This is a genomic window from Devosia sp. Root413D1, from assembly GCF_001425235.1.
Lineage (GTDB): Bacteria > Pseudomonadota > Alphaproteobacteria > Rhizobiales > Devosiaceae > Devosia_A.
In genome coordinates this window covers 262237-283118 of the sequence record NZ_LMEA01000008.1, presented here as the reverse complement: position 1 = coordinate 283118, position 20882 = coordinate 262237, and the positions used below count along the sequence as shown (strand labels likewise).

The following is a 20882-nucleotide window of genomic DNA, read 5'->3' as shown; positions in this document are numbered from 1 at the left end:
GCGCCGTTGAGCGCCCTTACCACCTGCCGTTGAACCCGACCTTGGCGCCGATCGCGTTGTTATTGCCGAAATCGTCGAGGCTGCCGCGCACCAGCGCTTCGCCGAAGACGCTGTACTGCTCGTCGGCCCAGCTCAGCGAACCGCCGACACCGACACCGCCCCACACCCCCTGGTTCTGCGAGGCGAATTTGGTGCCGGAGACATCGACCGTCGAGCCGTCGAGGAAATCGTAATAGAGATTGCCGATGCCGTAGAGGTGGGTCTGCTTGGTCTCGCCGGCCGCGTCCTGCCATTCGCTCTCGTAGTCGGCGGAAAGCCCGAGCCGGCCCACCAGGGTGTCGCCGCCATCGTCGAGCGAGACCGTGCCGTCATACTGGTCGGTGAAATCGCTGAAGCGCACGGCCGAATAGCTGAGCTGGGCCTGCGGCGTCAGCGACCAGTTGTCGTTGAGCCCGATCTTCTGGCCGGCCTCGAGGCTGAGCCCGTAGCCGAAGGCATCGTTGCCCTCGACCAGCGTGGCGCCGGTGTCGTCGGAGACGATATCGGTCGAATAACCGATCAGTTGCGCCTGGCCGTCGACATAGAGCCCGCCCGCGCCGTACCAGGTGAGTGTGCCGCCGACGCCAAAACCCAGGGCGTTGACCGAGCCCGCGCCATAGATCGAGGTGATATCCGAGCTGACGGTGCCAAACTGCGCGTTCACCCCGGCGACCAGCGTGCCGGCCTCACCCTGGTGCAGCACGCCATCGAGCCCAGCCTGCAGCCGCCAGGTGGTCACGTCATAGCTGGCGCCGGTGGTCGAGACACCGGGCTCGAAATGCCCCTGCGACGCATCCATGCGGGCCCAGATGGCGTTGGGCGCCAGCGCGCCATCGGTGCTGCCCTCCCCGCCATTCAGCCATTGCCGGCCACCGACGCGCTGCTGCAGGGTGCCCAGTTCGTTGAACGCCTGCAGCGCGTTGGCATAGTTCTCGTAGAGCGGCACGGTCGGCGCATAGAGCGGGCCGGCGTCGATGATTTCGGAGCGCAGGTACCAATCGCCGTCGGCTGTGGTCTGGGTGCCCTGGTACAGCCGGTAGGCATAGGCCCCGCCAACCACCGCCTGGTCGCCCTCGAACACATAGTCGCCGAGCAGCGAGAAGGTGCCGTTCGATGCGCCGAGAACATCGACGACCTTGATGCCTGCATTGCCTGTCTGTGCGCCGGCGCCGCCGACATTGGTGATAACCAGCGACGAGTTGCCCGAGGTGGAGCCGTTGACGACGAGCTGATCGGTGGCCGAGGTATTGTCGTAGCCAAGCGCCGTATTGAGATAGACGGTACCGTCGTTGCCGACATAGTTGCCGGTCACCGTGAGTTTGGTGCCAGGACCAGCACCGCCCAGGCGAACGATCCCGGCATTGTTGAGCGAAACGAGGGTCTGGTTGAAGCCGGCAAGGTCGAACGTGCCGCCGGAGGCGACGTTGAAGGCCGATGTCGTGCCGAAGATGTTGGCGGCCCCGGCCCGCAGCGTGCCGCCGTTCACGCTGGTAGCGCCGGTATAGGTATTGGCGCCCGACAGCGTCTGCGTGCCGCCAGTGAGGGTCAGTGTGCCGCTGCCCGAGATGATGCCGGAGAACACATCGTTCTTCGCATCTGTGATCGTCAGGCTCTTGGCGTTGCGCGTGACGACGCCGCTGCCGGCGAGGCTCTGGATGCTGGTACCGGCCGCACTGACACCGGAAATGTCAAAAATTCCGTTCACCACCACCCGACTTGAGGCGGCGATCGAGCCATTGCCCACCAGTTCGAGCGTGCCTGCCTGGAGCACGGTCTCCCCGGCATAGCTATTGACGGCCCGGACATCGAGGATGCCCGCACCGGTCTTGGTTAGCCCGCCGATGCCGGAAAAACCGGAGCCCGCACGCACCTCAAAGGCCTGGGTGTCGACGGTCAGGCCGCCTGCCGCAATATTGAGCGTGCCTGGCGAAAATCCGGAGATGAAGAAGTTGTTGTCGGCCCGTGCTCGCAGAATGCCGTTGTCGAAATTGACCTGACCGGTGCCGGAAGAGGCACGTGAAAGTCTATTGGTCTCGAGCGTGCTCCCGCCACTGATGTTGATCGTGCCGTCGCCATTCGTAAAGCTCCCGAAAGTGACTCCCGATTGAGCGACGACCTTACCGCCGTTCTCAATGTTGAGAACACCCTCGCCGCCGGCGCCGACTTCAATCTGGGCACCGGACACGATCCACTGCGATCCGGCTCCGGTGACCGTGATTGTGCCATTGGTCCCATTGCCGTCGGCGATGTGGTGCTCGGCGCCAGTGCTTGTCAGCGTGCTGCCGTTCTGGATTGTCAGATTGCCGAACCTGCCAGGCGTATTGCCGACCGTCAGGGAACCCGTCGTGCCGACAGCGGGACCGTTCTTACCGAGGACAGTCGGGCTTGGCGAAGTCGGATCAATGTTGACAGTGCCGGCAACTGGCACCGTTCCTCCGGACCAGTTGCTCCCGACCGTCCAGTCGTCGCTGGTGGTTCCCGTCCAGCTCTGGGCCGCCGCGGGACCCGCCCACAGGGCCGCCAGCGCCAGCGCTGCCAAGCCAACGCCCGATAGCAGCCTCGCCCTGCCAAGGTTCCAGCCGCGATCAGCATAGCCGCGCCCGGTTGCCCCAACAGACATGCCGCCCTCAAAATCCATAAGATATGACGTAAAGTGTCGACTCAAACTGCCGCGAGCCCGAAGCTTAGACAAGCACAGCTTTCGAGCTAAAGCACTGTCATAATTAAGAAAGCTTTGCGACGACGCTGCACCCGCCGCGGATCTGCAACGAAAGCTTTGACTGATCAAACAACGGCAAGTTGGGAGCGCATGGAAACGCCGCCGATCAGTTCTCGATCCGCCACCGCGCGGTGCAGAGCGTGTGCCTGGAGGTGAGGACGGCTGCTTTCGAGTGCGCCTGTCATGGGCTAGCTTCGGCACAGCATGAACATCCTTCCCCTCACACCGACCCGCGCGGCGTCGATCATCGCTCAGGACGGCGGCAACGGCTGGAACCGGCGCGAGGAGCACTGGCTGGGCGTGCTCGCCCAGATCGAGACGGGGCAGCGCACCACACTGGTGGCGGTGCTCGGCGCGCAGGTGGTTGGCTATGGCAGCCTGCTGTGGCGCTCGGGCTACCCAGGCTTCGCCGCCGCCAACATTCCCGAAGTCCACGACCTCGCAACGCAGGCGCAGCACCGCGGCAAGGGTGTCGCCACCAGCCTGATCGCCGCCCTGGAATACCTGGCGCGCCAGCGCGGCCACCATGTGACCGGCCTCGGCGTCGGCCTTTACGCCGACTACGGCCCGGCGCAACGGCTCTATACCCGCCTCGGCTACAGACCGGACGGCCACGGCATCACCTACCGCCACGCCCCGGTCGTGCCGGGCGCAACCTTCCCGATCGACGACGAGCTGCTGCTGTGGCTGACCAAGCAGCTCTAGATCTCTTCACAGGTGAGTTGAGCTACCTGCGGGGCCATCCCTGCGAATCCCGGCCGGTGGAGAGTCGGGACGCGCCGAGGTCGAGCAGACCACCGCGCTCACCCCGGTTACACCGAGTTTGGGGCGCCTTCTGGTGACAGGTTCGCCGATGGCCCCCGCATCAGGGCGGGAAATCCGGTAACTTAGCGCACGTGAGCTTTCGCCAGGATGACAGCCGGGGCTCAAAGGCCGAGCCCATCAGTTTCGCCGGTGCAGCCCAATCGTGAGATCATTTAGATCTCCTCCGGCGGCTCCCAGTTCGGCCAATCCGCCACATGCTCTTCCCACTCTCCGGGCTTTACCGATTGCTCGGGCACGGTGCGGCCGCGGACCGAGACGCCGACAGCCATGACGGTTTCGGGGTCACCCGAGACCAGCGGGTGCCACCAGGCGAGGCCCTTGCCTTCGGCGATGCGGCGATAGGCACAGGTCCTCGGGATCCACTCGATGGTGCGGACGTTCTCCGGCGTCAGCTTGATGCAGTCGGGCACCAGCTTCAGCCGGTTGGGATAGTCCGAGCATTTGCAGCTTTCGCCGTCGAGCAGCTGGCAGCGCACGTCCGAGACGTAGATGTCGCCGGTATCCTCGTCCTCGAGCTTCATCAGGCAGCAGCGCCCGCAGCCGTCGCAGAGCGATTCCCACTCCACGTCAGTCATTTCCTCGAGCGTCTTTTCTTCCCAGAAGGCCATTCAGGTTCCTGTGACGGCTGAACGGGACCCGGGAAAAGCCGTGGACTCTTCCGTTTGGGTCCCGCTACGCAAAGCAACTGCGCTTGCGCAAACTGTCCGCTGATCATATTCGAGCGACTGCCTTGCCAATGCGCCCCAAATTGGGGAGATTCAAGACCATAGGGGCGCTGTTGGCACGCCGCGGAGTGTTCGGTGCAAGATCCGTTCTACCACAAAGAGAAGCGGCGCAAGAAAACCCGCATGCTGGCGGCCGACGCCTGGCTCGACTCGGCGCTCTATGAGTTCGGCCAATCGCTGGGGCGCGGCTACACCCGGGTCGAGGATTTCTTCTCGCGTTTCCGCGTTTCCGGTATCAAGCGCTTGTTCGTCGAGATCCTCTCGGACGGCTTCAGCTTCCTTGCCATCGGCATGGTGCTGGTCACCGCGCTGGCATTGCCGGCGTTCGATGCCACGGTCACCGGCCGCTTCAACAAGGCCGAGGATTTCGCCGTCACCTTCCTCGATCGCTACGGCAACGAGATCGGCCGGCGCGGCATCCGGTCCGACGATTCCTACCCGCTCGACAAGCTGCCCGACTACCTGATCAAGGCGACGCTCGCCACCGAGGACCGGCGCTTCTACGAGCACTGGGGCATCGACGTGGTCGGCACATTGCGCGCGCTGGTGTCGAACGCGCAGGGCGAGAACTCGACGCAGGGCGGCTCCTCGATCACCCAGCAGCTGGCCAAGAACCTGTTTCTCTCGTCCGAGCGCACCCTCGAGCGCAAGATCAAGGAAGCGTTCCTGTCGGTCTGGCTCGAGTGGCACTATACGAAGGACGAGATCCTCAAGCTCTATTTCGACCGCGCCTATATGGGCGGCGGCAATTTCGGCGCCGCGGCGGCAGCCGAGTTCTATTTCGGCAAGAAGGTCACCGATGTGAACCTCGCCGAAGCGGCGATGCTGGCCGGGCTGTTCAAGGCGCCGACCAAGTACGCGCCGCATGTCGATCTGGCGGCGGCGCGCGGCCGCGCCAACCTGGTGCTGTCGAACCTCGTCGATGCCGGTTTCCTCACCGAGGGGCAGGTTACCGCGGCGCGCCGTAACCCGGCCGTGCCGATCGATCGCTCGGCCGAGGCCAACTCACCAAACTACTTCCTCGATTACGCCTTCGAGGAAGCCAAGAAGATCATCGAGACCTCGGGCAGCACCTCGAACACCTTCGTCGTGCGCTCGACCATCGATCCGGTGCTGCAGTCCTATGCGGAAGACGCCGTCACCTCGGTGGTGCGCGAGCAGGGTGAGGCGTTCAATGTCAGCCAGGCCGCCATGGTGGTGCTGGAGCCGACGGGGCCGATCCGCGCCATGGTCGGCGGCATGGATTACGGCAAGAGCCAGTTCAACCGCTCGATCGTCCCCAACCGGCAGCCCGGCTCGGCGTTCAAGCTGTTCGACTATGCCACCGCCTTCGAGCTGATCCCGGAATATGACCCGGACACCGTGGTTTCGGGCGCCACCCAGTGCATCGGCAACTGGTGCCCGCGCAACTATTCGGGCAATTCGGTCGGCCGTATCAGCCTGATCTCGGCGTTCCAGCAGTCGATCAACACCGTACCGGTGAACCTGTCGATCAAGACCGGCCGCCAGCCGATCGCCGACTTCGCCCACAAGATCGGGCTCCAGAACGATTTCCCGGTGACCCGCTCGCTGGCGCTGGGCGCCGCCTCGGTCAGTGTCATCGACATGGCCTCGTCCTATGCAGTGTACGGCTACAAGACCCCGGCCTATGGCATCACCCGCATCACCACGCTGTCGGGCGATCCGATCTATGACGCGGATTCCGAGCCGCAGCAGGAGCGCGTGGTCAGCGACCAGACGGTCAAATACATGAACCGGATGATGCGCGCCGTGGTCGAGAGCGGCACCGGCCGCCGCGCGCTGATCGAAGGCGTGCCCTCGGTCGGCAAGACCGGCACCACATCATCATATCGCGACGCGTGGTTCTGCGGCTTCACCGGCAACTATGTCGCCGCGGTGTGGTTCGGCAATGACGACTACCGGCCGACCAAGAACCTGACCGGCGGCACCCTGCCGACCACCGCCTGGCAAAAGTTCATGGCCTACGCTCACACCAATATCGAGATAAAACCCGTGGAGGGCGTGGACTTCGCGCCGGCGCCGTTTGTCATCGCCAATGCCGAGGAAGGCCAGCCGGTCGCCCCGACCGTCGAGCGCCCTCCGGGGTTGAAGCCCGGCGCGGCAAACAAACTGCTGGAGGTCGCCGAACGCCTGCGCAACGCGCTGGGCGGCGCCAGCAACCAGGCGGCGCTCACCATTACTTCCCCCGCTCCGGCCAAGGCGCTGTAACCCTTGCGCTTTCTCGTTCACCTCGGCAGCATGCTGCTGGTTGCACTGCTGGTCGGCTTCGGCCTCAGCTGGTACGCGCTGAGCGATGGCCGGCTGTTCGGCGCCATCGAGATCGGCCCGTGGTCGGCGTGGCGCGATGTCGGCGTGCCAGCGCCGGACCCCTACACCCGCGCCTTCATCGCCCGTTCGGGTGCGCTCGAGCTCGGCGCCAGCGAGGGCATCCAGTTCATCGCCACCACCGACAGCGACAACCGCCGCCTCGACCGCGCCTGCCGCTATCGCATCGACGGCACGACACCCGCCGCCCGCTTCTGGACCCTGGTGCCGGTGGCCCCCGGCGATGGGGCTCCGATCACCCGCGCCGATGGCCCCACAGATTTCCACAGTGCGCGGCTCAGCCGGGCCGGCGACGGCTCGGTCGAGCTCTATGTGTCGAAAACCCTGGCCCCGCAGAACTGGCTCGAAATCACCGGCGACGGCGCCTTCGACCTGGTGCTGACGCTCTACGACACCTCGAGCCTGTCGGGTGTGGGTGCCGATGTCGCCGCCCTGCCCTCGATCATCCGCGAGGCCTGCGCATGATCCGCACCCTGCTCTGGCTGCTTGGCGGCGTGGTGCTGGGCGGCATCATCCACATCGCGGTGATCCTCAGCCTGCCGGCACTCTCAGCCACGTCCGCCTGGGACCACGTCGCTGCCGCCGGCGCCGGCCCGGGCCCCACCGTGCTGTCGGCCGCCACGGCGAGCCAGCCCAACCCGCTGCGGCTCGACCCCGAACTTGCCTATGCGGTGTGCCGCATCGATCTGCGTAACGGCCCCGCCTCGGTCACCGGTACGCTGCCGCAATCGTTCTGGTCGGTCGCCGTCTACAGCCGCGCCGGCACGGTGGTCTATTCGACCACCAACCGCGACGGCATCGGCACCGCGCTCGACCTGGGCATCTTCAACCCGGGGCAGACACGGCTCCTCGCAGAGCAGAAGCTCGATATCGCGGAGGGCCTCTTGATCGTCGAGGCCAAGGAAGACGACCTGTTCGTCGTCGTCCGCCTCGCCCCGCCGCACCCGGAAATGCGAGCCCGCTACGAGAAGGCGCTCGCCGGCCTCAAGTGCGGCACCATCGCCACGTAGAGAGCTTTTCGGTCGGACTGCATTGCAGAAGCTGATGGGGCTTGATTGTTGTCTCCCACCGGCTGTCATCCCAGCGAAAGCTGGGACCCAACTCGCAGCCCGAGCCAGCGGATAGATGGGTCCCAGCTTTCGCTGGGATGACATCGTGGGTGGGGCAACGGTAGTGGTTCAATTCATCTGTGATCTGATCTAGCGCTTCGCGGATGAGCTCGATGGGCGCCCCCTACTTGCGGTATTCGCCCTCACTGGGAGCGTCCATCAGCACGCGACCGGGGATGGCGCCGTCGCGACCGTTGCCGTCGTTCCAGCCATCGCCGCAGAAATCCAGCGCCTCGGCGCGGTCGACCCAGATGGCGAGGCGGCTCAGGCGCTCGTCGACTTCGACGGCTTCGCCATGCGGCGTTTCGACGAGGAAGTGGTCGAGCGCGTAGCTGTAGGAGCCGTAGCGGTAGCCGAGCGCCGCAATGAAGCGGCCGATGTAGAGGTCGTTCTCGGCCTTGCGCAGCCGCGTCTGCTTGAGCATCGCCGGCTCGATGTCATCGAGTTCGGCAGCTGCGACGGCGCGCTGCCGGTCGATCTCGATCACCGCGCAGATCGCCTTGAAGGTGGTCGGCAGGGTCAGGAGGTCCGCCCCCACATCGTCGGCAATAGTGTTGAAGCGCACGCGCGACGAGGCGTAGGGCTCGTGGGTGAGCCAGCGGTAGTAGAGGTCGAACTTGTCCGGTCGCGCGCTGAACACGCCGGCAACGAAGATCACCTGCTCGTAGTCGAAGGCCCAATCCCTGGCATGGCGCGCGATGAGGAACCGGTACACCCGGTCGTGCATCTCGCGTTCCTGGTCGGTGATGTTGAAATCCGATACCGGCTGGTTGCCCAGCCGCCGCATCAGCCGGTCGGTTTCGGGAATGATCTTGTCATTGAGCACGCCGGGTTTCACGCGGCCGAAATCGCCGAGCTCATGCGCGCCCGCGGGCGAGGCGCAGAGCAGCAGCGCCAGCCCCAGCGCCCGAACCATACCCATATCAGCCACGGCGGCGCTTGCCGCCCGAGGCTGTTCCCACCGGCTTGTCCGGCATTGGAGAGGAGCCCCCGCCCCGCTCATAACGGACCCCGGTGAACAGCAGGACTTCGCCCGTGCCCGCCGATTGGGCGCGCGTTCTCGTGCGTCCACGCTTTGGTAGTTGAACCAGCTTTCCCAACCTTGCCTCCGGGCGGGCGGGCGATATTTGCCGGGGACCCATTTCCAGCGGCAAATCGGGAACGACGCAGGGACCCGATGAAGGCCATTAAGAGTTCGTCAAGGTTAACAGTTCGCTAACGATTTCCCTGAAATAGTCAGACCTGTGGTTGAGGCCCGAATCCTGGGGCCTTTCAGGGCAAATTATGATCGGTTTCCAGCCTTACGAGACGTTCCAGCTCCTCATCGAGACGGGCGGCGTCGATCGAACGAACACGCTGCTGTGCGCGGCATGCGATGCCTTTGCGCGTCGCGGGCGGCCGACCGGTGCCGAAATGGAACAGTTTGCGGCGCTCGCCCAGCGCCTGTTCCCGGCTGCGGCCCCTGCCGCTCGCGCCAAGGCCGCGGCGACGCTCGGCCGCTCCGAGGACCTGTCACCCGAGCTCGAACAGCTGGTGGTGCGCCATCTCGGCGACGACCTGCCGGATTTCCTGGTTTCGGCGCCGAGGCTGTCCGAGAGCACCATGCTCAAGGTGATCTCGTCGAATGACGTCACCCTCGGCGCTGCCCTCGCCCGCCGGGCAGATCTCTCCAACGGTGTGCTGGGCCGGCTGTTCCAGATGAACAGCCGCAAGGTCTATCGCGCCATCGCCACCAATACGGCGATCGTGCCGCGCGGCCCCTACCTCAGCGCCCTCGCCCGCTCGGCACAGATGGATCACCAGGTCGCCTGGTCGCTTGCCGCGCGCGAGGATTTCGACGCGGCCTTGCTGGCGCCCGCCTTCTTCGATCTGGGCGAGACCGATCGGGTGAAAGTGATCAACGCGTTTTCGCAGCGCCAGACCCCGGCCGCGCCGATCAAGCGCACGCTCGAGCAGTTGTCGGTCGCCACCGGCGAGCTCACCCGGGCGCTGATGAAGCTGTTCTCCGAGAACCGCCGGCCGGAAGTCACCAAGCTGCTGCATCAGATCACCGGGCTCGACGAGGTCCGTTGCGGGCAGATCGCCCACGACACCTCCGGGGCGGCGCTGTTCGTGGTGCTGCGCGCCTTCGGCTGCGATGCGCAGGACGGGCTCAAGGTGCTGATCCACGCCACCTCGCACGACGAGGACCGGTCCAAGGCGCTGGCGCAGTTTTCAAAGCTGTTCGAGACGGTCAGCGTCGACGCCACGGCGTTCCTGATGAGCGCCTGGCGCGGCGAGGTGAACCTGCTCGACATGACCAAGCCGGAATACAAGCCGTTCGAGATCGAACGCCGCCGCATCCCGCCGCCGCAGACCCGCGAGCGCAACCCGGTGGTCGACCAGGCGATCGAGGCGCTGGCCCGGATCGGGGCGCGAGCGAGCTAAGTCCTGTCGGCGGAGTTGCTGCAGCCACTCGCACCGGATCATTCCCGCGAAAGCGGGAACCTCCGTTTTGCGATGGCTCCCCAAACGGAGATCCCCGCTTCCGCGGGGATGACACCGTGCCTCCGGGATAGCCCAGGGACGACACTGCACCCTACCCCGCCACCTCCAACCCCAGTTCACCCTTCCGCATCTCAAGCGACACCACCCACAGGTCGGGGTCGAAATCGTGTTCCCGCTCGATCCGCTCGCGCACCTTGTCCGGTTCGACATGGTCGAAGCGCAGCTGGAACACCCGGTCCTCGGGGTTGTCGCCGAGGCTGGTCGCCGGCGCCGGGGTATAGAGCGACACCTCGCCGTTGAGGTGATCGACCTCGACGAAGATCTGCCCGGCGATCGGATCGCCGCGGCGCGACACCACGCAGAGGTGGCCGATATCGTTATGCCGGCGCACGAACGCCGAAACCCAGAGGTCAGTGCGAAACATCCGCCACCTGTGCCGGAAAACCCGGCGCCTGGCTAGGCTGCTGCCGTGAGGCCCAAGCCGTCGATGATCGCTGCCGCGATCCGTTCCGGCGAGGCCGTGGCCGCGATCAGCATGTCTCCGGTCTCGCGGTAGATCGCGAAACGCTGGCGGAACTTCCTGTCCTCGCTCTGCCGCTCAAAGCCAAAGCCGCGCGTCAGCTGCCGCTCCACCACGACCGAGGTCGCGAGGTTGACCTCTAGCGAAGGCAGGAGCGTGACGCCATAACCGGTGGCCACCAGCCGGTCGGCACGGCGGCGATCCTCGGTGCCCGACGCCGCCGCGAGGAAACCCGACGATGTGACGAAGACGGTCGATGGGGTTGCCTCCCGCGCCAGCCGCTCGGCCAGCGCGAGATTTTCGGCCCGGTAGCGCTCATAGCCCTGCGCGGCGATGAACGGGCCGATCACCTCGATCCGTTCGCAGAACTCGAGATCGAGATCGATCAGCGGCCAACCGAGGGTTGCAGCCAGCGCCCGGCCCAGCGTCGACTTGCCGACGCCCCCTGGCCCGAGCAGCATGAGCCGCTCGCCCGGTCGCCAGCGTCGCCTGATCTCGGTGTGAATCACCCCTCCATCCATACGCCATCCGACCGCGAGCGGCCGGCTGGCGCAATGGGGTGCTAGATCGCCGCGCCGTTGTCGACCAGGAGGTCGAGCAGCTCGGGGGAGATCCGGCCGGTCACCTTGTAGTTGAAGTAGACCTCGAAGTTGCGGATCGCCTTGGCGGTCGCCTCGCCGGCAACGCCATCGGCCGGGCCATGGAGGAACCCGAGGCTCCCCAGCCCGCGCTGCACCTTGGCGACGATCACCGGGTCGGTCACCGAGAACGGCGCCATCAGCTGTTCGGGCGTCGCTTCGGTGTCGAGCACCGCGATCGTCTCGCCCGGCGCCGGCGGCGCGGGTTCTTCGATCTTCAAGGGCACGCCGACCTGCGGCTTGTCCGGCAGGGCAGCGAGTTCGGTTCGCGCCGCCGCTGCCTTGGGCACGAGGGCCACGGTGGGGGCCGCCTCGGCAGTGCTCAGCGTGTTGGACTCCGCGGCGAACTGCTGCTGCGCCACTGGCTTTCTGGGCAGCACCTTGGGCGCCGTCGTCATGCTCATCGACTGCACGCCGTTGACGATGGTGCTGATGGCGTCGCCGGCGGTTTCGGCAGCCATCTCGAGCGCTGCCTCAGGTGATTTCGGCACGGGCCGGCCCAAAAGCGTGCTGCCGGTCGCCTGCTTTGCCGGCGCGATCGAGCCGGTCTCAATATCGGCAACCAGCGGCTTGGGCTGCTCCATCACCGCCAGCGACTGCGGCTTCACCGCGTCGGTCCTCTGTTGTTCAGGCTTGGGCTGCTCCGCCCTGAGCTGTTCAGCCTTGGGCAGCTCGGCTGCGACTGGTGCGATCTCGACCTTGGGCAGGGTCACCGCCGCCGCGGGCTTCTGCTCGACTGCAGGCGCAGGCGCCGGGGCCACCGGCTGCGGCGCAGGCGTCGACAGCGGCGCGGCCAGCACCAGCTCGATGATGTCGCGCGTCAGCTCGCCGGTCGGCTTCAGCCCGCGCTGCTCCTCGAACTTCTTCAGCGCCCGGGCGGTCTGCGGCCCGTAATAGCCATCGACCGTGCCGGTGAAGAGCTGCAGCCGCTCAAGCTTGCGCTGCACTTCGAACACTTCCTTGTTGCCGATCGGTCCGCCCTGCGTGTCGAGCGGGGCGGCAGCCGCGACCACCTGGCGCTGCACCTTGGCGGGCGCGCTCAGCACGAAGCTCTTGGGCCGGGTTTTGGGAATCACCAGTTCGACGTCGGCGATCCGCGCGGCCGATTCGATCCCCGCATCGAACAGCGGTGACGGATGCTCATGGCGCTGGCCATAGAGCGCGTTCGAGCCGGCCATGGCCGACGTCACCACCAGAGCGGCGATAGCGGAATTGGTGAGGGGGGAGCGCATGTAGCGCGCAATGACCCAGAGCGCCGCGCGACCCGCGTGGGCCATAGCGACGCTGCCGACCTGCAAAGGCAGGTGCGCAAGAGTTGCTGCCGTCATAGGGCTCTTTTTCTTTCGTCGTCGTGCCATGTGGTGGGCATTTGCTGCTGGACCGGGTCCCGATGAAGCGGGGTAACGGCAGCAGTTTCCTCCACCTTGGTTTCCGGACCGTTTATCGGCAGCAGAACAGTCATCACTGTCCCCTCTCCCGGAGAGGAGCTGGCATGCAGGGTTCCCTCATGCAGCTCGACCAGTCCCTTGACGATCGAAAGACCCAGGCCCGTGCCCTCGTAGCGGCGCGCGAGGCCATCCTGTGCCTGGAAGAAGGGCTCGCCGATTCGGCTCACCGATTCCTCGCCCATGCCGATGCCGTGGTCGGCCACCGAGATGGCGAGATGGCGGCCCTGCCGCTTCATGGCGAGCGTCACCACCGAGTGCTCGTTGGAGAATTTCACCGCGTTCGACAACAGGTTGATCAGAATCTGGCGGCAGGCGCGCTCGTCGGCGATCAGCATCGGCAGGCTGCGTGGAATATCGGTCATCAGCCGCACCGATTTGTCGCGCGCCATGGCGTCGACCATCTTCAGGCAGGGTTCGACCAGCGATTCGGGTGCGATCGCCTCGGTGGTCAGTTCAAACTTGCCCGCTTCCAGCCGGCTCATATCGAGCAGCATCTTCACCACGTCGATCAGGTGATGACCACTCTGCTGGATCAGCGTGGCATATTCCTTGTGCTGCGGGCTGAGTTCGCCGACGACGCCCGAGGTCATCATCTCGGAAAAGCCGACAATGGCGTTGAGCGGGGTGCGCAGCTCGTGCCCGATGGTAGCGAGGAAGCGCGACTTGGCGCTCGAGGCTTCCTCGGCAAGCTTGCGTGCCCGCTGCAGCTCGTTCATGTAGTCATGCCGCTCAGTGACGTCGCGCAGCAGCACGACGACCTCGTTGCGGGTCCCGGGCATATCAGCATCGACGACCGGGGAAAGCGAAGCCTCGACCCAGACATAGCGCGGCGCGGCGGCCGACGGGCCCGGTTCATCGCGGCGCATGCGAATCTCGACGCGGCGCGTGCGACCGTCCTGGTTGGCCTCGGCAAAGGCGGTGAGGTAGGTCGGCCGATCCATCACATGGATACGCTCGACCAGTCCGTTGCCGCTGAGCTCGAAGCGGCGGCAGCCGAACAGTTTTTCCGCCGAGCGCGAGGTGAACAGCACCGTGCCGTCGCTGGCAAAGCGCATCACCGCATCCTGCACATGTTCGATCAGGTGCCGGTAAGCGTTGATCTGCGCCTTCTCGTAGACCTCGAACACGGTGTTCAGGCGGTTGGCTGAGTAGGCGACCATCACGGCCGTGATGGTGAACACCAGGCCGCCGATCAGCCTCGTGCTGGTGTGGAACGGCTCCGGCCAGACAAAGATGCTGAAACTCGCCAGCACCCCCAGCGCCACCACGGCGACGAGGATGGCCCAGGCGCGCTTCTTGACCGGTGTGCGGGTCAGGAGCGAGGCATGCACCGGGCCGAGCACCGCCACGGCGAGACCGAAATCGGCAAGCACGGGATCGGCAACGGTCAGCAGTGCGCCGCCGAGCAACGTGGCGTAGACCTGCCCCGCGGCGGCGCGCTCATACTGGCCGCGCTGGCAGAGCGCGATGCTGAGGACGCCCGCTGCGACACCGATGGTCGCGAGGACAAAGGGGAGCAGCATGGATTGGGTCAGCGCATAGAGCGCCGCCGGCATGCCGATCAGGCTGAGGATCAGGATGAGCCTGGCATTGGTGGCAATGGCCTGTCGGCGCAAGGCTTCAGGACGCCCACCCGCGCCCCGCACCGGCTCGGTGCGCCAAGCGCGACGCATCGCATCGCTCAACCATGTCCAGAGGCTACGCATAACTCTAACCAACCGCCCCGCCGCCCATTTTCTTGTTGTCCGGAGCTTCCACCCGAACGCCTAATGCGGGTTTAAGGGGAAGAGCCCGCGAGGCGGTTGCGCACCCGATCCATGGCGTTGCGCAGGGGCTTTCTGGGGTTAGCGTAAACAGTTCGTTGCGCCGACCGCGGGGTTCCAACGGGCTGTGCATTTCGCCTTGACCACCTGTCGAATCTCCCAAGCTCGATGTCATCGGAGATGGGGCGAGTTCGCGGCCACTGACCCAACCGACTCGATCCGTGGCATTTGCCTACAATTTTATCGAAATCTCGAAACCGGACTTAAGCCGCCCCGCCTAGCCTTCTCGGCACACAAAGGCAGGTGGACTGCCGGTACGGGAAGAGGCGACGATGTTCGTGTTGAGGTCTGCATTCTGGCTGACGGTGATGTTCCTCATCATCGCGCCGAAGGACTTCGACCTGGGCAAGACCGCCAGCGATGCCTCGGCTGAGGCCCTCAAGGCGGGCCAGCAGGTGATCGTTTCTCAGGTTCTCGCCAGCGATTGCAGCACCCTCGAATGCGCCGGCGGCAAGGCCGCGCTCACGGTACTCGCCGGCAGCAAGCTCCCGTCCGTCGACACACCCATGCAAATGACGTCGAACATCCCGGTCCCGCTCCCCCGACCGCGACCGGATCGGATGGGTTGAGCCAGGGGTTGCGCCACTTCCCCGACGCTACTCCAGCAGCGATCCCTGGCCGAGCCGCAGTGCGCTGCCCCGCACTGCGGCTCTCTCTTTGTTGGCGGGAAACCATAGGCGGCGCTTGAGAGTTCTGCCGCCATGGCTTTGTTCGCAGAGGCCGAGACGCTCCGCCTCGGCGCCGCTCCATTCGATATCGTCGCGCGTCGTCTCGGCGCCGGTCCGCCGGTGTTGCTGCTGCACGGCTTCCCTGAGACGCATCTGATGTGGCGCGATATCGCTCCGCGGCTAGCTGCTCGCTTCACCCTGATCTGCCCCGACCTTCCCGGCTACGGCCAGAGCGGCTGCCCGCCGACCGACCGAGCCCATGCGCCGTACAGCAAGCGAACCATGGCGGCCGCGCTGGTCAGTGCGATGAGCGACATCGGCTACCAGTCCTTCTCTGTCGCCGGACACGACCGCGGCGGCCGCGTCGCCTACCGCATGACGCTCGACCATCCCGACCGTATCGAACGGCTGGCCGTCCTCGATATTGTCCCGACGCTCGATACCTGGGAGGCCGCGGACGCCCGCTTTGCCCTGGCCTTCTGGCCCTGGTCGCTGCTCGCCCAGCCGGCGCCACTCCCCGAACGCCTCATTGCCGCTGATCCCGCCGCAATCATCGACGCTGCCCTCTCCGGCTGGGGCAGCCCGCCGTCAAGTTTCGGCGCCGACATCCGCGATGCCTACATCGCCGCGCTCAGCGCGCCCGACCACATCCACGCGATCGCAGAGGAGTACCGCGCCGCCGCCGGCATCGACCGTGAACACGACCGCGCCGACCGGCAGGCAGGCCGCCGCATCGGCGCGCCACTGCTGGCGCTGTGGAGCCAATCGGGCGCCCTCGCCGAGTGGTACGAGCCCGATGGCGGACCGCTCGGCATCTGGCGCCGCTGGGCCGACCAGGTGGCAGGCCGGGCGGTACCCGGCGGCCACTTCTTTCCCGAGGAGCATCCGGCCGCCACCGCTGCTGCGCTCGCGGACTTCTTTGCCGCGGCATAGCTTCAATCTCGGCCGCTAATCGCCTATCTATCGGACATGACTCATCCTGCCGCCTTTGCCGAGATCGCCGAAAACCTCAGCTTCCTTGACGACTGGGAAGACCGCTACCGCTACATCATCGAGCTTGGGCAGGCGCTGCCGCCGCTCGCCGAGAGCGAGAAGAACGCTGAGAACAAGGTGCATGGCTGCACCTCGCAGGTCTGGCTGGTCTCCAACCACAATGGCGCTCACCTCGAATACCGCGGCGAATCCGATGCGATGATCGTGCGCGGCCTCGTCGCCGTGCTGATTGCGCTCTATTCCGGCCGCCCCGCCCGCGAGATCGCCGAAACCGACGCCATCGCCATCTTCGACGAACTGGGGCTGCGCGAGCACCTCACCACGCAGCGCTCCAACGGCCTCGTCGCCATGGTCAACCGGATGCGCAGCGAAGCGCGGTCGCTGACGGCGGCCTGAGTCACGATGCCAGAGCTCATCATTCGCCCGCTACGGCCCGGTGAGACCGAGCTCTTTCTCTCCTACCCATTCGCGCGCCAGCCCGGCATGTGGGAGACGGCCCGCGACTATGAGGCCCTGCTCGCCTCGAACCAGTACCGGCCCGAACACACCTGGGTGGCGCTTCGCGATGGCGTCGTCGTCGCCCGGGCCTGCTTCTGGGCTGGACGTGAGGACAAGCGTCCGGTGTCGCTCGACTGGCTCGAGGCAGAGCCGGGGCCGCAGCAGGTTGAGCTGGGCACTGCGCTGCTGCGCGCCGCCCACCTGACGATCCGCAACGCTGAGGGCAAGCGCCCGGACTACCACCTGTTCATGCCGCCCGGCTGGCGCGACGACTCGGCGTTGCGGTCTGCCGGTGAGGCTCGCCTCGCGAGCGCGCAGAGCGCCGGGATGACGCCGTTCGTCGAGCGCTTCACCTATCACTGGTCGGCCGAGCGCGACGGGCCGCGAGCGCGCAGCGAGCGGCTGGAGTTTCGCCCCGCCGATGACGCGCAGGTTCTGGCCGTGCTCAAGCAATTGCTGGTCGGCACGCTCGACGCCCACGACCGTCATGCCGTTGCCGTCCACGGCATCGAGCGCGCAGCGGAACTGCAGCTCGCCGATCTCCACTGGTTCCCCTCGCCGCGCGACTGGTGGCAGCTGGCCCACACGAAATCCGGCAAGCTCGTCGGCCTGATCGTCCCGGCGCGCAACTACAGCCAACCGACCATCGGCTACATTGGCGTCGTCCCGGCGCAGCGCGGCCGCGGCTATGTCGACGACCTGCTCGCCGAGATGACGTGGCGCCTCAGCGAAGCCGCCCCCGGCGAGTCCATTGGTGCCGACACCGACTTTGCCAACGTGCCCATGGCGAAGGCCTTCGCCCGCGCCGGCTTCCGCATCGTTGAAGAACACCTGGTACTGACCGACGCGGGTTGAGCCTAGTCGTGCGCGTGCTGGTGCACGGCCAGCGCCGAAGCGCGCGACGGCATCAACTGATCGAGGGTGATGGCGCCGAAACGCTCGACGAACAACGCCTCCGCCTCGGCCATCGTATCCCCCAGCGCATCGTTCACCGCCTGCTCGACCTTGCACCCGGGGTTATCGCTGCGGTTGCCGAAGGCGAACAGCGTCGGACGGCCGAGGGCCAGGTAGACGTCGAGCAGGGTGATCTCGCGCAGCGGCCGCGCCAGCAGCCAGCCGCCACCATGGCCCTTGCCGGAATGCACATGCCCGGCCTCGCGCAGCCCGGCCATGGTGCGCCGAAAAATGGCGGGGTTGGTCCCCATGGTCGTGGCCAGCACCTCCGAGGTCAGCGGAACGCTCACCTGCCCCAAATGCAGCAGCACGTGCAAAACCCCGGAAAGTCGCGTGTCCTTGTTCATCCAGCTGTCCTGAAACCTGCACTCGCCCCTGTCAACCGGAGTGGGTTGACCGTCGCTTCAATCTTTCGTATCAACAAATGATACATGATATTGCGAGACGATGTCCACGCTCGCCGAGCGCATCAGGAGCCACCATGAGCGGCGCATACACTCCCCTTCGCCACCGCGGTTATCTGGACGGCCCGCCGCGTCAGGTCCCCGGCTTCGCGAGCCTGCACCGCATGGTGGAGATGCTGCTGGCCGAGCACGTTCCCGCCACTGGCAGAGTCCTGGTGCATGGCGCGGGCGGCGGCCTCGAACTCAGGGCGCTGGCCGAAGCCCAGCCGGGCTGGCTGTTCGATGGGGTCGACCCATCGCCCGACATGCTGGCGCTGGCCGAGGAGACGATCGTCCCGTACGGGGCGCGCGTGCTGCTGCACCGGGGGGTGATCGACGCGGCGCCGTCCGGTCCGTTCGACGCGGCGACGAGCCTGCTCACCTTCCACTTCATCCCGATCGACGAACGGCGTGCGACGCTCCGGCAACTGCATCGGCGGCTGAAGCCCGGCGCGCCGCTGGCGTTGGTGCACATCAGCTTCCCGCAGTCCGAGCCGGAGCGCTCGCAATGGATCGCCCGGCATGCGGCCTATGGCGCGCCGCGTGGCATCGATCCCGCGCATCTCGAAGCCGCACGGGAGGCCATCGGCACCCGGCTGACCATCCTCTCGCCTGGAGAGGACGAGCAGATGTTGCGCGAGGCCGGTTTCGACCGGATCAGCCTGTTCTTCGCCGGCCTCAGCTTCAGGGGCTGGATCGCTTACGCAGCGTAAGGATCAAAAAAACTGTTCGCACCATGTCGAATCCCGCTCCGGGGCTTCGACTAGAAATGATGGCTGGATTGGCCGGCCGAAGCAAACACCGGAGCTCACTGATGATCCCGACGATTACGGCTTTTGCGACCTCCCCTGATGGCGGCCAGGGACAGGCGCGCGACATGCGCGTGCGCTGGGCGCTCGAAGAGGTTGGCCAGCCCTATGACGTGCGCCTCGTGTCGTTCGCCGAGATGAAGCAGCCGGCGCACCGTGCGCTGCAGCCGTTCGGGCAGATCCCGACCTATGAGGATGGTGAGGTCACCCTGTTCGAGTCCGGCGCCATCGTCTTCCACATCGCAGCGTTGCATCGGGGCCTGCTGCCGAATGACCCCGCGGCGCGGGCCCGCGCCATCACCTGGATATTCGCCGCGCTCGCCACCATTGAGCCGCCGATCGTCGATCGCGAAGCGGCGGAGTATCTCGAAGGTGATAAGCCCTGGTACGGGGAGCACTTGGCGACTGTCGACGGGCGCATCCGGGACCGGCTGAGCGACCTGTCGCAGCGGCTCGGCGATGCCGACTGGCTCGATGGCGCGTTCAGCGCCGGCGACCTGGTGATGGTCGGCGTACTGCGCCGGCTCGAGGGCTCGGACCTGCTGGCCGAGCATCCGAACCTCACCGCTTATGTCGCTCGCGGCAAGGCGCGTCCGGCCTTCCAGCGCGCCTATTCGGCGCAGTATGCGGTGTTCGCCGACAGCCAGACGGCGGCGGCCTAGAGGGGCGTCGACGCTGCTCTCCACACCTTGATCGCGGCATCGCTTGCGAGCGGCGCCGCTCTGCGACTACGGTCCGCCGTCTTTGACGGGGATGTGCATGCTCAGGGTGATTTCAGCTTTTCTCGTGTTGGCGCTGGCGACGACGGCCGGTGCGGCAGAATGGACCTACGAGGATGGCAGCGTGCCGATCGCCTATCTCGACAATGGCAGCGCACAGTTCCAGTTCGCCTGCCGCGGCGGCGACCTGGCGATGGGCTTTTGGGTGCGCTCGCCGCATCGGCAGGTCGCCGGCGCCAGCTCGATGAACCTGGCCATCACCCCGGATCCCGCCGAGGGTGCCGGCGTTTCGGCTGCCGGCGGCAGCAGCTTTGCGCAGGAGATCCCGCTCATCCACAGCGACGGCACCTCGATGATCGTCCGTGGTCCGGTGGCCCGGCAGTGGGCGCGCATCGCCCAGGGGGCGAAGGCGACGATCCGCATTGCCTATGTCCGCAGCAAGTCGCAGGGCGGGCTCGAAGTGTTCGACAGCAACACGTTTGGCGCCAAAGGCTCTTCGGCCGCCATCAAGCGCGTGCTCGACCGCTGCGGCTGAGCTGTACCGGCCCCCGCCGGCATCCTGGCACAAGCAGGTCCACAAAGCAGTGTGGCCGCCCCTTGCGGAGCGGCCACGAGTTAGTCGATCGATCGAAGTCGATCAGGCGGCCTTGCGGCCCAGGCCATTGTCCTTGGCGAGGCGCGAGCGGGTTGCCGAGTAGTTCGGAGCAACCATCGGGTAGTCGGCCGGCAGGCCCCACTTCTCGCGGTACTCTTCCGGCGAGAGATTGTAGTGGGTACGCAGGTGCCGCTTCAGCGACTTGAACTTCTTGCCGTCCTCGAGACAGATGATGAAGTCCGGGGCGACGGACTTGCGAACCGGGACGGCCGGCTTCAATTCCTCGGCCGGCTCGGCCGCGACGGGAGACTGGAGATTCCGGAGGGCAGCATGCACGTCAGCAATCAGCTTGGGCAGGTCGGTAACGCTGAGAGCATTGTGGCTAACATAAGCGGAGACGATGTCAGCGCTCAGATCGATGAGATCGTTGTCAGCCGCGGCATTGCCGCTGATGATATCGGTCATTTCGGGTCCTTTTCTGCGGTATGTCAGGGCGAAGAGGTGGCAGCCTTGCCCTGGACTGG

General features: G+C 66.1%; 21 protein-coding genes. 12 read left to right on the top strand and 9 right to left on the bottom strand.

Annotated features, from left to right (window positions below; genetic code table 11):
- Positions 1 to 16: 16 nt before the first annotated feature.
- Positions 17 to 2659 (bottom strand): autotransporter outer membrane beta-barrel domain-containing protein, encoded by a 2643-nt coding sequence (locus ASC89_RS09890; RefSeq protein WP_197421391.1) that lies wholly within the window; start codon positions 2657 to 2659, stop codon positions 17 to 19.
- A gap of 303 nt (positions 2660 to 2962) precedes the next feature.
- On the opposite strand from ASC89_RS09890, the gene ASC89_RS09885 reads away from it, so the two are divergent.
- Positions 2963 to 3463, top strand: a complete 501-nt coding sequence (locus ASC89_RS09885) for a GNAT family N-acetyltransferase (protein WP_055885321.1) — start codon at positions 2963 to 2965, stop codon at positions 3461 to 3463.
- A 272-nt stretch (positions 3464 to 3735) separates the two neighbouring features.
- On the opposite strand, the gene ASC89_RS09880 is transcribed toward ASC89_RS09885, so the two are convergent.
- Complete coding sequence (locus tag ASC89_RS09880) at positions 3736 to 4191, bottom strand: YcgN family cysteine cluster protein (protein WP_055885318.1); 456 nt, start codon at positions 4189 to 4191, stop codon at positions 3736 to 3738.
- Positions 4192 to 4383: 192 nt separating this feature from the next.
- Between ASC89_RS09880 and ASC89_RS09875 the strand changes: the two genes are divergently transcribed.
- Genes ASC89_RS09875 through ASC89_RS09865 form a run of 3 tightly spaced genes read left to right on the top strand, consistent with a single transcriptional unit; the run spans position 4384 to position 7664 of the window.
- Entirely contained in the window at positions 4384 to 6537 is a 2154-nt protein-coding gene (locus ASC89_RS09875) for a transglycosylase domain-containing protein (protein ID WP_055997211.1), read from the top strand.
- 3 nt (positions 6538 to 6540) lie between these two features.
- On the top strand, positions 6541 to 7119 hold the full coding sequence (locus ASC89_RS09870) for a DUF1214 domain-containing protein (RefSeq protein ID WP_055885313.1): 579 nt from the start codon (positions 6541 to 6543) through the stop codon (positions 7117 to 7119).
- Complete coding sequence (locus ASC89_RS09865) at positions 7116 to 7664, top strand: hypothetical protein (RefSeq protein WP_055885309.1); 549 nt, start codon at positions 7116 to 7118, stop codon at positions 7662 to 7664. Before ASC89_RS09870 ends, ASC89_RS09865 begins: the two co-directional genes overlap by 4 nt.
- A 223-nt stretch (positions 7665 to 7887) precedes the next feature.
- Here the strand turns inward: ASC89_RS09865 and ASC89_RS09860 are convergent, their stop codons facing one another.
- Entirely contained in the window at positions 7888 to 8685 is a 798-nt protein-coding gene (locus ASC89_RS09860) for a hypothetical protein (protein ID WP_162247926.1), read from the bottom strand.
- A gap of 362 nt (positions 8686 to 9047) precedes the next feature.
- Between ASC89_RS09860 and ASC89_RS09855 the strand changes: the two genes are divergently transcribed.
- Positions 9048 to 10190, top strand: a complete 1143-nt coding sequence (locus ASC89_RS09855; protein ID WP_055885303.1) for a DUF2336 domain-containing protein — start codon at positions 9048 to 9050, stop codon at positions 10188 to 10190.
- Between the two features lie 151 nt (positions 10191 to 10341).
- On the opposite strand, the gene ASC89_RS09850 is transcribed toward ASC89_RS09855, so the two are convergent.
- The 4 genes from ASC89_RS09850 to ASC89_RS09835 are packed head-to-tail and all read right to left on the bottom strand — an operon-like array spanning position 10342 to position 14529.
- Positions 10342 to 10674, bottom strand: a complete 333-nt coding sequence (locus tag ASC89_RS09850) for a DUF1491 family protein (RefSeq protein WP_055997205.1) — start codon at positions 10672 to 10674, stop codon at positions 10342 to 10344.
- Between the two features lie 32 nt (positions 10675 to 10706).
- Entirely contained in the window at positions 10707 to 11279 is a 573-nt protein-coding gene (locus tag ASC89_RS09845; protein ID WP_162247925.1) for a shikimate kinase, read from the bottom strand.
- A 53-nt stretch (positions 11280 to 11332) separates the two neighbouring features.
- Complete coding sequence (locus ASC89_RS09840; RefSeq protein ID WP_162247924.1) at positions 11333 to 12736, bottom strand: peptidoglycan-binding domain-containing protein; 1404 nt, start codon at positions 12734 to 12736, stop codon at positions 11333 to 11335.
- Positions 12733 to 14529 (bottom strand): ATP-binding protein, encoded by a 1797-nt coding sequence (locus ASC89_RS09835; RefSeq protein WP_055997197.1) that lies wholly within the window; start codon positions 14527 to 14529, stop codon positions 12733 to 12735. Before ASC89_RS09835 ends, ASC89_RS09840 begins: the two co-directional genes overlap by 4 nt.
- A gap of 422 nt (positions 14530 to 14951) precedes the next feature.
- Here ASC89_RS09835 and ASC89_RS09830 point away from each other — a divergent pair, with 422 nt between their 5' ends.
- The 4 genes from ASC89_RS09830 to ASC89_RS09815 all read left to right on the top strand — a co-directional run bounded on the left by ASC89_RS09830 (position 14952) and on the right by ASC89_RS09815 (position 17693).
- On the top strand, positions 14952 to 15248 hold the full coding sequence (locus ASC89_RS09830; protein ID WP_055997194.1) for a hypothetical protein: 297 nt from the start codon (positions 14952 to 14954) through the stop codon (positions 15246 to 15248).
- A 132-nt stretch (positions 15249 to 15380) separates the two neighbouring features.
- Positions 15381 to 16280: an alpha/beta hydrolase gene (locus ASC89_RS09825; protein ID WP_082533272.1), complete on the top strand. Its 900-nt coding sequence runs from the start codon at positions 15381 to 15383 to the stop codon at positions 16278 to 16280.
- A gap of 36 nt (positions 16281 to 16316) precedes the next feature.
- Positions 16317 to 16736, top strand: coding sequence for a SufE family protein (locus tag ASC89_RS09820; protein ID WP_055997191.1), 420 nt, complete (start codon positions 16317 to 16319; stop codon positions 16734 to 16736).
- Between the two features lie 6 nt (positions 16737 to 16742).
- Positions 16743 to 17693 carry an N-acetyltransferase gene (locus ASC89_RS09815; protein WP_055997184.1) on the top strand — a complete coding sequence of 317 codons (951 nt, stop codon included), beginning with the start codon at positions 16743 to 16745 and terminating at the stop codon, positions 17691 to 17693.
- A gap of 2 nt (positions 17694 to 17695) precedes the next feature.
- Here ASC89_RS09815 and ASC89_RS09810 read toward each other — a convergent pair whose 3' ends face one another.
- The gene (locus ASC89_RS09810; RefSeq protein WP_055997181.1) at positions 17696 to 18139 is read right to left on the bottom strand and encodes an Rrf2 family transcriptional regulator; all 444 of its coding nucleotides are present in this window, start codon (positions 18137 to 18139) and stop codon (positions 17696 to 17698) included.
- Between the two features lie 134 nt (positions 18140 to 18273).
- Between ASC89_RS09810 and ASC89_RS09805 the strand changes: the two genes are divergently transcribed.
- From ASC89_RS09805 to ASC89_RS09795, 3 genes are all read left to right on the top strand, one after another.
- Positions 18274 to 18948, top strand: a complete 675-nt coding sequence (locus ASC89_RS09805) for a class I SAM-dependent methyltransferase (protein ID WP_055997178.1) — start codon at positions 18274 to 18276, stop codon at positions 18946 to 18948.
- Between the two features lie 101 nt (positions 18949 to 19049).
- The gene (locus ASC89_RS09800; RefSeq protein WP_055997173.1) at positions 19050 to 19706 is read left to right on the top strand and encodes a glutathione S-transferase family protein; all 657 of its coding nucleotides are present in this window, start codon (positions 19050 to 19052) and stop codon (positions 19704 to 19706) included.
- A gap of 97 nt (positions 19707 to 19803) precedes the next feature.
- Positions 19804 to 20298 (top strand): hypothetical protein, encoded by a 495-nt coding sequence (locus ASC89_RS09795; RefSeq protein ID WP_055997170.1) that lies wholly within the window; start codon positions 19804 to 19806, stop codon positions 20296 to 20298.
- Between the two features lie 102 nt (positions 20299 to 20400).
- On the opposite strand, the gene ASC89_RS09790 is transcribed toward ASC89_RS09795, so the two are convergent.
- Positions 20401 to 20823, bottom strand: a complete 423-nt coding sequence (locus ASC89_RS09790; RefSeq protein ID WP_055885270.1) for a MucR family transcriptional regulator — start codon at positions 20821 to 20823, stop codon at positions 20401 to 20403.
- Positions 20824 to 20882 lie beyond the last annotated feature (59 nt).